The following is a 9,942-nucleotide window of genomic DNA, read 5'->3' as shown; positions in this document are numbered from 1 at the left end:
TCACCCGCACGGGGAACGTATCTCTCTTTAATATCTTATATGGTGGCTGATATATCAACACTCTTAAAATTTCACAAACTCGTAATTACTGAATAATTCAAGAAGTTAAAAACTAATTAAACTATAACCAGTCTTATTTTGCCCTTTTTTAAGCTTTATTCGTACATATTGTAACACATTGCCACCTATTTTTTTGGGAATCCCTTGCTCATTAATTTCATGGTCAACTGATCGGATTCGCCGTTCACTTTTTCAATCAGATGGATATAGTTGTTCACGGTGGTTTCTAGTTTCTTATGGCGTAATCGGTGCTGAACGTAGGGGAGGCTGGCACCATTCTGAATCAGCACACTGGCATGGGTGTGACGCATGGCATGGCTGGAGACACTCTTAATATCCAGCTTGGTGCAGATCGCCCTTAAAGCGGAGTTAGCCGCATCATTGGTGATGATCGTGCGCCATTTGCTGTAGAAGACTAAATCGAGCTTATTGAGCTTCGTATACTTCAAACCCTGGTCAGCAAAGTAATCCGTGGCCTGCTGTTGTAAATCCGTCAGGAAGCTCAAAAATGAGTGTGGTACGGTTATCTTGCCGTCTGCTTGTCCATTTCCCTTAGTTGGCCCGAAGTTGTGCTCACGGGGCACCCATTGGCGGTTGATGGTGATGATACCAATATTGAAGTCGATATGATCCCAAGTGATGCCGGCAGCTTCTTCAAACCGGCAGCCAGTTTCTAATTGAAACAACAGCATGCAGTTAGAAATGCTGTTGAAGTCAGCATGTTCGATCAGGTAGGCACGCAACTTTTCGTATTCATCTAAATCGAGGAACTTATCTTCCTGCGGTTTAGGCTTGTCCCCAGTTACTTTAACTCGGAAGGTGAAGTCCCGATTGATGATGTTATCAGCCAGGGCGTTCTGCACGGCTGATCGAATTTGCTGGTTGGTTTTCCGTGAGGTGGCGATCCCGTGATTCTCGCCGAACTCATTCATGAATTTCTGATAGTCTTCACGGCTGATGTCAGTCAGCTTGATACCGCCGAAGTAGGCATTAAGATGTTTGTACGTCAGCAGGTACATATCATTAGTGTGCTGGCTGACACCGTGGGTCTTGTAGACTTCTACCCAGCTACAGAAGTAATCGGCAAAACTAATGTCACGGCGTTTGAGATCAGCCCCGTTGTTTAAGTCAACTTTCATGTTGCTTTCCCAGAGTTCAGCTTCCGACTTGCGTTTGAACATGCGGGATCTTTGCCGATATTTCACACCATCGCGGTAACTGACCCGGGCTTGATACCGGCCATTGGACATTTTGCGGATTGACACGGTTACACCTTCTTAGTTGAATGTAAAATAAAAGCCCTGATAGGGGCTTTTATTTACTCGTTTAAGGCTTGTCGAAATTCTGATAACGGAACTAATTTAATATTGGTGTTATCATATGTTGCTTCAATATATTTTAAATTATTGGAAAACTCTTCATACGGACTATCAGCTTTGGAACTGTAATCATCATTTGTAGCAATTATAACGTGAGAAACCTTCTTTTTTGAGATAGTTTGGTTGAGGTCATACAGTGCACTTTTCAATTCTGTAGCCATAGTCGACTTTCGCGCATAATCAAATGAAAGTGCTTTGATATATTTATTACCAACTTTAAAATCAAAAATAGCTTCATCACTAAAATCGCCCTTGATATCGGGATGCCTTTGAACATTACTAAGATTATAAGACCTTAAATTTTTAGATAATATTTTCTCGACTTCTCGTCTAGTTATGCGTTGTGATTTAGGACGATCATAATATAAAAATGTCTTCTTCAATCCATTAACATCATTTTTCCAATCTTGATAATTGGTCTGTAAAATTTGGATTGGGGAAAATTGGAATCCGTTAGATAAAAAGGAAATTTTCTCTTGTAAAAAACTGTCATGATTTATATTATTAAAACGATTTTCATATCCAAGGGATAAAGGAGATTGGTCAGTATCTGTTGGATAATTTAAGTCAAAGCGTAAGGAATCTATAGTCATTTTAAAGAAATCTTTATCATATTCATCATCAAAAGAAGCGACACGCCTAGTGTTTTTTAGACGATAAAAATGAGAGTACTCCAATGACGGAATATGAACGACAATTCCGATGTTAATAGATTCCATGCGAATTGAGCTTGGAATATAACGCAAAACCGCATAAAACATTTTAAAATTTTCCATGTTGATAACCTCCCTTGTTAAAACCAAATTTTTGATCTAATTCATTAACTATGTCAGTAGAATGTTCCCTTTGGAATAATATAAAATTTTGTGCAGCTTGTAAGTCTGTATCTGATATTTTCCATTCGGAAGGTATTTTAGAAAAGCAAGAATGAATTTCTTTGTCAGATAGATTTTTAAAAATCCTAGCTATTGGTGAAAAAGGATGGTGCGTTTGCGGGTTATTTTTTTTATATCTTTCTGCAAGCAACCTGTATGACAAATCATCAATTTGTTTAATGATTTCTGGTGGATTTTGTGAATCTTGTGCTAAAGATGCGCTATCCCAAATTTGTGCTATACGAAATATATTGGTATGATCTAGGGCAATTAATTTTTTATCTTTTTTCGTGATAAACCAGTTTCCTTTATTATCAGCACGATCAGAATTCATAAGAAATGTATCAAAAAATACCAACTTAGGAAAAATGTTTATATTTGAAATTGAAGAAACAGTAATAGGGTTAATTCCTAGTGAAACTCCATTAATTAACTGAGATACAAAGCATTTCCCATAGCGGCTTTCATTATTTAATAGAAGAGTGTTTGATTCTACTATATTTTTAGGTAATTTGGCAATACCGGACTTTGGAGAATCAATTTTTAACAGGTTTGATAGCCGATACGCAATTAACTCATTAAATAAGGCCTTTCCATTGGTAGTATTATTTAGGCATTTCATTACGTATTGTTTTGAATCATTACAAGACACTAAAAATGGTTGGCTATTTCCAGCTTTCATTTGGTGAATTATAGTATCAATTTCTAGCAAGGTCAATCATACCCTTCAACAATTAATAAAGCTTTGCAAATTTCATCTTAATATTTTGAAATATCAAAACGATTCTTAATATGATATTCTGCCTTTAACTTTTCCACGTTTTTTCCTCCCTGCAGTTTTCAAGATATTTATTGGCACCTATTGTGTTATCAATAATTCCCTTCATCATTTAGTATTTGGACTATCCGCAGCCTCCGGTCTTCTTAGTGAATTCCAGATCTAAACCAACTGTAACTTGATCGTCCAACTGCATAAGTGTAATAACCATTTGAATTGAAATGTCCACTTTCGACTTGCCAGTCAAAACTAGCGGCATGGTGGATTAGTAAATGATGACCAGGATAAACTTGATATTTGTTAACCACATAACTTTTGTAGAGAGGATTTGTATTCTTAATTTTATAAATGGTGGATTTCTTGGTAACCGTGACCCAGTGTGGATGTTCCCAGTAAAAGAAGTTATGGTTAGCCGAAACCCGAATTGTAGAAATTCCAGTTCCTAACGTTAATGCTGTAGCTCCAAGTAAAATTGATTTTCTTAGTTTCATTTTTTCCTCCTCGCAGCCTCCGGGCTGCTTTTTTATGCAGGAATTGCTAATACTCAAACTTCCATTTTGAGCCATTGTATCGATAAGTTTTGATATTGGCATTATTGTAGAAAGTCCATTCAGTACCTTCGTAAATGTTCGTCCCTTTTTTTAATCGGGCGTATGGACTGGTCGGCTTGAAATTTGACCAAATTCCATCGCTTCTTCTTGAAGCACTGTATGGCCGAATATCATGATAATTGTTATTTTCATAATAGATTTGACCGTTAATTTTAAGTTCCAAGACATTATCTTGTTGAGTTTTGCTGATCCATTTAGCTTCTATTTGTTTCGTTGAATCAGAAAAGGTAGTGACAGAATTTGTTTCATCTTTAGCGTCTTGGTAGGAGCTATAAAGATCCGCACTATCTGAATTCATATCCAAGTATGCCGGACTCCAAGTGTTGTAGAAGAAATCTGTGTTGTCAGCTGTTCGAAATTTGTGGCTTATGGTTTTGTAATATGAAAGATGATAGTAATAAGTAATTTTATAATTATACGGCAAAAGTGGGGTATACATTTTCAAGGCAGAAGTGCCATTATGTTTTACGCGTTTCCAATAAGACCACTCATCAGTAGCGTATTTACCAATATAGTAATATCCCTTTTTATTACGCTTGCTAACAGATAAGTTGCTATGGCCGTTTCCGTAGCTTGGAAAAGTTGTTCCAGAAATATCGGTCCAACCACCATTGCTACTGTTGAAACGATAGTGATACTTCGAAAAAAATACTTTGGCATACTCGCCACCGCTCTTGTGATACCAATGTCCCCGCAGCGATGTTGGGATTGTTGTGTAGTGGCGTGTGCTAGCTTGAATTTGTGTGGCGGACACAATGCCCAACGTCAGTGCTACGATGCCCAGCGCGATTGAATTTCTTAGTTTCATAATTTCCCCCTGCAACTCTAAGCTGCTTTTACTCTGCAAATGGTTAATCTCCCGTAATGTGTGTGTCATTTAAATAATCTATAAATTTAGGATCTGTAAATAACAAATATTCCATTTGCCCGTTTTTAAATTGAAATGTTAAAATTTCAAATTTTTTATCGGCATAAAATTTTATCGTATATCCAGTAAGATTAACGGCACTTTCAAAGTTTTGAACTATATAGTTGGATTTATTAATAAGGTCTTCTACGATACCGTTATATTTTTCATACTCCACTATATAAACATTTCTCAATGCTGAAATGTCGGTTTCAACGGCAATATCAAGAATGCGTTGCTCTTTATCATATCTAATAGGATAGTCTTTTGAAAACTCTTGTACGAGATTATCTACTGAAATACCATTGCTTGCACTTGGATCTACATAGTATGAATGGGCGTGTAGATCATTTGACGCAAGTCGCGATATAAGAATAGATAGCTCTTCACCATCAAAGCCCCCTAAGGTTACATCTTTACCCCGATTTTTTTGAATCGTAATGCCATCTGTATAGGGTGTTACATTTACTATCGACGAAAGACTAATCTGTGCTGAGTCGTTAGGACCGACTAATAATAATCTTTTATTGGTTAATAAAATTTCCCCGCTGTGAACTATTTCGTTTTGAGTATATTTTCTACTCATAGGATAACTTCGACCAGAGTGAACATAAATCCCTTTGGCTACTCTAAAGCTAGCTCCTATCCCGCTGTATCCGCTTCGTTCTGTATGGGTTCTTTCTTCGTACCAAGGAACGTCTCCAGTTATCTCATAAAACAAATATTCATTTTTATGGAGAATTAGTTTATCTGTTCCTCGAGCTACATCCGTGAGATCTCCGTTCTTCATCCAGTCTAAAGTTTCTTGTTGCTTTTGTTCTTCAATGTGCTGCTTTTCCTTTTGAGCAGCAATTTCAGCGTTCTTTTTTTCTTGGTCCGCCTTGCGCCATTTTTTTGGATCGATAGTTTCTCCATTCGCAATCATTTTCTTTATTTGACTAATAGTAAGAGTTTGGCGAAATCTATCATAGCCGTAAGTTGACGGTTTTAAACCAATCTTATTGCGGCAGTGAGAGCAGATATAACCATCTTTGACTTTTACCTTATTAAAAATCAAAAGCCGCTTATCATCAATTGGACATTTATTACTCATCTTTTTGTCCTTTCCCGTGCTAATCAACAGATTTATATTTAAGGCCATACATAAACCCAACCGTATGTAAGTAATCGATTTGTACGCCTAAATCATTTGCGATGTCATAATCAGTTTCATAGCTGTCCTTTTTATATTTCATGATTTCTTTATATGGAATGTGATGTTCCATTCCCCATTTTCGCGCACGTTTTTCCTGCTGACAATTTGAGCCAGCATGATAATCGGTAATATCTCCGGCGGACGTAAGGGCATGGCCGATTTCTTCATAAAGCCATTGGAGTTTTTCACAATCAGACAAATCGGCACTAATGATAATCTTGTCGTTAATAGTAAGCCCTTTAAGGCCATCAGGCATTGAGTGCTTGAATTGATATTCAAATTGTGGATAGCGAGCCATTAACTGCTCAATATCTGTCATAGGCATCAGTCCTTCTTGCTCGTACGCTCATGATCCTTCCTATATTGCGCTTTTTGAAATTCAATGTAGTCTTCAATATTTTTCTTTTGCTCAGGAGTTAAATCATCATCCATGTGTGCTGCAACTCTCAAACCGTCATTAGGTTCTGGCCTTCCAAGAATATAATCAACAGTTACACCAAAATGATCGGCTAAGTGAGATAGATCACTGTCCTTAATGGCCCTTTGATCAGTTTCCCACATGCCAATGGTGCTTGGACTAACGTTCACAGATTTAGCTAATTCACTTTGACTCTCATTTTTTTGTTTACGAAGATAGGCAATCCTTTGACCATTAGTCATTTTATTCACTCCTTGTATTTATTTATATAATACTATCACTTATAGTGAAAGTGAACTTAATTCAATCAATTTCACTATAAGTGTTGACTCTCACTCTAGGTGATGATATAGTATTCACGTAGAGTGATGGAGGTGATACGATGAATCCTTTACAAAAGGCTAGAAAAGAAAAGGGATTGAGCCAAATTAATGCAGCAAAAGGGATTGGAATTAGCTATTCAATGCTTGCTAAGGTTGAAACCGGTGAGAAAAATCCTTCTAAAGAAACAATGTGGAAAATGGCAAGATTCTATGGGAAAACGGTGGACGAACTTTTTTTTGCTCAAACCGTTCACTAAGAGTGAAAAAAAGCAGAAGGAGGCGAGCAAATGAATGATTTAGTAATCATGAAAGACAAGCAGGCTGTCACAAGCAGCTTACAAGTCGCAAAAACATTTGAGAAACAACACAAGCATGTGATTGAAAGCATTGATAATCTGGTAGCCGAAAATTCGGCCGCCAAATCAATGTTTGCTGAAGGAACCTATGAGAACCGTGGTAAGCAATATCGAATGATTTACATGAATCGTGATGGGTTCACACTACTGGCAATGGGTTTCACCGGTAAAGAAGCCGCCAAGTTCAAGATTCAATATATTGATGCGTTCAATACGATGGAACAATCGCTGAAACAAGTGCCACGTAAGAAACTAGATCCAGTCCTTCAAGCTGAATTAGCTATCACAAATGCCAAGACACGCAAAGCAAATGCGTTGTTCCGTATCGCCAAGGCTACTAAGTCGGATTCAGCTAAACAGGCATTGCTTGCAAAAGCAGCCGAAGCAATTACTGGCGAGATGACCATTCCAGCTATGCAGCAAAAAGAATATTCAGCCGGTGAGGTTGGTAAAAAATTAGGCATTAGTGGCAACATGGTGGGCCGCATTGCTAAACGAATTGGCGTCAAAGCTGAGCAACCTGGTCAAAACGAATATGGCCGCTGGAGTAATGGCAAGTCACGATATTCCGATAAAGAAGTGCCTCAATGGCTTTACTTCGATAAAGGGTTACAGAAAATTAAGAATGAGTTGAAAGTGATCAAATGAGTGAACAAGATACTGTTCGTGACAATTTGAAAACATTGTTTGATTTTAATAATTCAGAGTCGTCACACGTTCCATATCAACGTGATCAGTCTGGGGTAGTTCATTTAATTACCGTCCATGAGTTACAGCAATTCAATGAAGAACGATTGGCCGCAATCGCCGACCTACTTGGAATGTCTGATTTATATCTAAATAGCTAACGGTCTCTTTGACCTAATCAAATTGTAATTTATTTTTATGGAAATTAATTATCGGCCTTTTACCGATTGGAGATGATGATTGTGTACAAAGAAGCAGTGCAATTAGATTTAGCTTTGAAACATTCCAAGCTCAAATCGCCTTCTACAAAATTAGCACATGACGTACCAGCAAGTAAGGCTTCAATTAGTCGTTGGCGTCAAGGATTACGCAAGATGGACAACGATACGCTACAACGCATCGGAAAGCTTGTTGATGATTGGTTTTTCAAATATTCCGCTGCACGCGAGAACTACGGGGTTATCTCATTTTTCAAAAGCTCACGGCTTAAGGACGGCTTGTTTGCCGCCGTTACCAATGCCCATAAACAAGAAATTGATCGTGAACGGATTCAGGATGCTGCATTTGAGAGTGCCACAGTTCCACCAGAGAAACGAACCCAACAGGATTGGAAGAACATTGATTCTTTTAACAAGGAGTTTCCAGAAGAAATCGGTTCTAAAATCACCGAATTTCTAGAATGGTGCCAATACAATGACATTGATCCCAAGGAACCCATCAAGGAATTCAACAAGCAGTTAGGAGGATAAAAAAGGAGGTGATTTAAATGGACACCGTCAAAGTTGACAAGCAGCAGCTGCTTAATCTGGTGAAGCTAACGTTTCCTGAAGCAGTGGTCATCACCGACCCGAAGCAGGTCAATGCCTTTGAAAAGTGGCGCAAGGAAAACGAACGAGCTTTACCGGAGATGTGGACGCTTAAAGAGTTTGCTAAACGGGTCTATCACCTGAAGAGCACTAAGCGGGCAGCCGATTATCTCTTTCAGCACCGTGATGAGCTAGACATTGAAAAAGGTGGCTTCATCGACTTTGACCAGTCACACAACGGCTGGCACATTCCAGCAGAGGAACTGATCGAATTTAACCGCAGTCATCATTATAGATGGGAGTGAGTTAAGTGAACGTGAATGATTATGTATTTTTCGGGCATTGCCTGATTGACGGATTTCTCGGGCTGATTGGTTTAGCACTTGCTGGTGGGATAGCTTGGGCAGTGTATGAAGCGGTCAAAGATCCGCAAGACTTTTTCGGCATCAAATAAGGGGGTTGCAGCATGCAGTTAAAACTAAGTTCACCAATGATTTATACGGCACCAAAACGGCATAAAAAAATAGCCTTGGCATGCAGGCCAAAGCTCACACCAGAGTTATTAGCTCTAGTAAATATATTACAGTTCAATTCTACTGCATCAGGGCGACTGTTGCAATCAGTAGGAGGGCTTTCATATGTACAACGAAGATAGATATTACCAGCAGTTAGAAGACCAGTACTACAAGGACCAAGATTCCGACAAAGAAGCCGAAGAACTAGCTGATGAAGAATATTGGGATCAGGTTGAAGGCGAGGAGGAAGACAGTTAATGATTCGTACACAAACCACTGACTATGAATTGATTGTAGCCTACCAAACGTTAATCGAAGGACTAAAGAAACGTATCAGCAAGACAGGTGTTGATGACATCAAGCAACTGTCACATGACTTCCGGCAGTTATATGCCACTGAAATGAAGCTTTTTCAATTACAGACAAGGAGTGATCAAGCATGATGAATCCATTGATTAAGGACGATTTAGAAGAAACCAGTACCGAAAAGAAAACATTTCAAGTAACTGATGTCAGCTCAGCTTCTTGGGCAATGCGAAAACTCAAAGCTTCAGCCGACCAGGACAAGGAATTTAAAAAAGCTGCTCAAGAGCAGATTGACAGTATCAACGCTTGGCTCAAACGTAAGCTAGAAGCTAACGCAGACAGTCGCGAGTATCTCGAAGGGCTATTAACTGATTACTTATTTGAACAGCGTAAGAAGGATCCTAAATTCCGTGTTGATACTCCCTATGGCATGGTCAGCACACGTAAATCACCGGCTGGTGTGAACTGGTCCGATAACAAGGTATTAGAGAGCCTGGAAAAGCAAGGAATGGACAACTTTATTCGGACTAAGAAAGAGCCAGATAAAGCCAAAATTAAGAAGGAATTCAAGTTTACCGAAGGTGGCAAGTACGTCAACGAAGATGGTCAAATCATCGAAGGCGCTACACCTAAAGAGTCTACAACTAAAGTAACGTTCCATTTCAACGAAACGAGGGTATCACTATGAAAACCAGCGAATCAACCAAGGAAATTGCCAAAAAGATG

At 38.7% G+C, this 9,942-nt stretch carries 17 protein-coding genes; 9 read left to right on the top strand and 8 right to left on the bottom strand.

Features of this window, described 5'->3' with window-relative positions; all coding sequences use genetic code 11:
* Positions 1–185 precede the first annotated feature (185 nt).
* The 8 genes from CES81_RS12595 to CES81_RS12560 all read right to left on the bottom strand — a co-directional run bounded on the left by CES81_RS12595 (position 186) and on the right by CES81_RS12560 (position 6,465).
* The gene (locus CES81_RS12595; protein ID WP_089122071.1) at positions 186–1,325 is read right to left on the bottom strand and encodes a tyrosine-type recombinase/integrase; all 1,140 of its coding nucleotides are present in this window, start codon (positions 1,323–1,325) and stop codon (positions 186–188) included.
* A 53-nt stretch (positions 1,326–1,378) separates the two neighbouring features.
* A complete protein-coding gene (locus CES81_RS12590) occupies positions 1,379–2,215 on the bottom strand; it encodes a DUF3037 domain-containing protein (protein WP_089122070.1) in 837 nt (278 codons plus the stop codon).
* A complete protein-coding gene (locus tag CES81_RS12585) occupies positions 2,202–3,032 on the bottom strand; it encodes a HipA family kinase (RefSeq protein WP_089122069.1) in 831 nt (276 codons plus the stop codon). Before CES81_RS12585 ends, CES81_RS12590 begins: the two co-directional genes overlap by 14 nt.
* A 206-nt stretch (positions 3,033–3,238) precedes the next feature.
* Positions 3,239–3,583, bottom strand: coding sequence for a hypothetical protein (locus tag CES81_RS12580; protein WP_089122068.1), 345 nt, complete (start codon positions 3,581–3,583; stop codon positions 3,239–3,241).
* A 46-nt stretch (positions 3,584–3,629) separates the two neighbouring features.
* Entirely contained in the window at positions 3,630–4,511 is an 882-nt protein-coding gene (locus tag CES81_RS12575) for a hypothetical protein (RefSeq protein WP_089122067.1), read from the bottom strand.
* Positions 4,512–4,554: 43 nt separating this feature from the next.
* The gene (locus CES81_RS12570; RefSeq protein WP_089122066.1) at positions 4,555–5,751 is read right to left on the bottom strand and encodes a DUF4428 domain-containing protein; all 1,197 of its coding nucleotides are present in this window, start codon (positions 5,749–5,751) and stop codon (positions 4,555–4,557) included.
* A complete protein-coding gene (locus tag CES81_RS12565) occupies positions 5,723–6,124 on the bottom strand; it encodes an ImmA/IrrE family metallo-endopeptidase (RefSeq protein ID WP_089122065.1) in 402 nt (133 codons plus the stop codon). Before CES81_RS12565 ends, CES81_RS12570 begins: the two co-directional genes overlap by 29 nt.
* Positions 6,125–6,129: 5 nt before the next feature.
* Positions 6,130–6,465 (bottom strand): helix-turn-helix domain-containing protein, encoded by a 336-nt coding sequence (locus tag CES81_RS12560; protein ID WP_089122064.1) that lies wholly within the window; start codon positions 6,463–6,465, stop codon positions 6,130–6,132.
* 140 nt (positions 6,466–6,605) lie between these two features.
* Here CES81_RS12560 and CES81_RS12555 point away from each other — a divergent pair, with 140 nt between their 5' ends.
* The 9 genes from CES81_RS12555 to CES81_RS12525 all read left to right on the top strand — a co-directional run bounded on the left by CES81_RS12555 (position 6,606) and on the right by CES81_RS12525 (position 9,904).
* The gene (locus tag CES81_RS12555) at positions 6,606–6,803 is read left to right on the top strand and encodes a helix-turn-helix transcriptional regulator (RefSeq protein WP_089122063.1); all 198 of its coding nucleotides are present in this window, start codon (positions 6,606–6,608) and stop codon (positions 6,801–6,803) included.
* 30 nt (positions 6,804–6,833) lie between these two features.
* Complete coding sequence (locus CES81_RS12550) at positions 6,834–7,550, top strand: Rha family transcriptional regulator (RefSeq protein WP_089122062.1); 717 nt, start codon at positions 6,834–6,836, stop codon at positions 7,548–7,550.
* Positions 7,547–7,750, top strand: a complete 204-nt coding sequence (locus CES81_RS12545; RefSeq protein ID WP_089122061.1) for a hypothetical protein — start codon at positions 7,547–7,549, stop codon at positions 7,748–7,750. The genes CES81_RS12550 and CES81_RS12545 overlap by 4 nt, the downstream gene beginning before the upstream one ends.
* An 81-nt stretch (positions 7,751–7,831) precedes the next feature.
* Positions 7,832–8,338 (top strand): hypothetical protein, encoded by a 507-nt coding sequence (locus CES81_RS12540; protein WP_089122060.1) that lies wholly within the window; start codon positions 7,832–7,834, stop codon positions 8,336–8,338.
* A 17-nt stretch (positions 8,339–8,355) separates the two neighbouring features.
* Positions 8,356–8,700: a DUF771 domain-containing protein gene (locus tag CES81_RS12535; RefSeq protein WP_089122059.1), complete on the top strand. Its 345-nt coding sequence runs from the start codon at positions 8,356–8,358 to the stop codon at positions 8,698–8,700.
* Between the two features lie 5 nt (positions 8,701–8,705).
* A complete protein-coding gene (locus CES81_RS13620) occupies positions 8,706–8,849 on the top strand; it encodes a hypothetical protein (RefSeq protein WP_180949815.1) in 144 nt (47 codons plus the stop codon).
* 184 nt (positions 8,850–9,033) lie between these two features.
* Complete coding sequence (locus CES81_RS13765; RefSeq protein ID WP_263850026.1) at positions 9,034–9,168, top strand: hypothetical protein; 135 nt, start codon at positions 9,034–9,036, stop codon at positions 9,166–9,168.
* Positions 9,168–9,353 carry a hypothetical protein gene (locus tag CES81_RS12530; protein ID WP_089122058.1) on the top strand — a complete coding sequence of 62 codons (186 nt, stop codon included), beginning with the start codon at positions 9,168–9,170 and terminating at the stop codon, positions 9,351–9,353. The genes CES81_RS13765 and CES81_RS12530 overlap by 1 nt, the downstream gene beginning before the upstream one ends.
* A complete protein-coding gene (locus tag CES81_RS12525; protein ID WP_089122057.1) occupies positions 9,350–9,904 on the top strand; it encodes a host-nuclease inhibitor Gam family protein in 555 nt (184 codons plus the stop codon). Before CES81_RS12530 ends, CES81_RS12525 begins: the two co-directional genes overlap by 4 nt.
* The last annotated feature ends 38 nt before the right edge of the window (positions 9,905–9,942 follow it).

It is taken from the genome of Secundilactobacillus pentosiphilus (assembly GCF_002217985.1).
Classification (GTDB): domain Bacteria; phylum Bacillota; class Bacilli; order Lactobacillales; family Lactobacillaceae; genus Secundilactobacillus; species Secundilactobacillus pentosiphilus.
Note: the sequence above shows the minus strand (reverse complement) of the source record. Positions and strands in the feature narration are given on the sequence as shown.

Excerpts from the sequence above, each read along its gene's own strand:
- CES81_RS12590 (WP_089122070.1), bottom strand. The coding sequence starts at position 2,215 with ATGGAAAATTTTAAAATGTTTTATGCGGTTTTGCGTTATATTCCAAGC.
- CES81_RS12580 (WP_089122068.1), bottom strand. The coding sequence starts at position 3,583 with ATGAAACTAAGAAAATCAATTTTACTTGGAGCTACAGCATTAACGTTA.
- CES81_RS12575 (WP_089122067.1), bottom strand. The coding sequence starts at position 4,511 with ATGAAACTAAGAAATTCAATCGCGCTGGGCATCGTAGCACTGACGTTG.
- CES81_RS12570 (WP_089122066.1), bottom strand. The coding sequence starts at position 5,751 with ATGGCCTTAAATATAAATCTGTTGATTAGCACGGGAAAGGACAAAAAG.
- CES81_RS12565 (WP_089122065.1), bottom strand. The coding sequence starts at position 6,124 with ATGACAGATATTGAGCAGTTAATGGCTCGCTATCCACAATTTGAATAT.
- CES81_RS12560 (WP_089122064.1), bottom strand. The coding sequence starts at position 6,465 with ATGACTAATGGTCAAAGGATTGCCTATCTTCGTAAACAAAAAAATGAG.
- CES81_RS12555 (WP_089122063.1), top strand. The coding sequence starts at position 6,606 with ATGAATCCTTTACAAAAGGCTAGAAAAGAAAAGGGATTGAGCCAAATT.
- CES81_RS12550 (WP_089122062.1), top strand. The coding sequence starts at position 6,834 with ATGAATGATTTAGTAATCATGAAAGACAAGCAGGCTGTCACAAGCAGC.
- CES81_RS12545 (WP_089122061.1), top strand. The coding sequence starts at position 7,547 with ATGAGTGAACAAGATACTGTTCGTGACAATTTGAAAACATTGTTTGAT.
- CES81_RS12535 (WP_089122059.1), top strand. The coding sequence starts at position 8,356 with ATGGACACCGTCAAAGTTGACAAGCAGCAGCTGCTTAATCTGGTGAAG.
- CES81_RS13765 (WP_263850026.1), top strand. The coding sequence starts at position 9,034 with ATGTACAACGAAGATAGATATTACCAGCAGTTAGAAGACCAGTACTAC.
- CES81_RS12530 (WP_089122058.1), top strand. The coding sequence starts at position 9,168 with ATGATTCGTACACAAACCACTGACTATGAATTGATTGTAGCCTACCAA.
- CES81_RS12525 (WP_089122057.1), top strand. The coding sequence starts at position 9,350 with ATGATGAATCCATTGATTAAGGACGATTTAGAAGAAACCAGTACCGAA.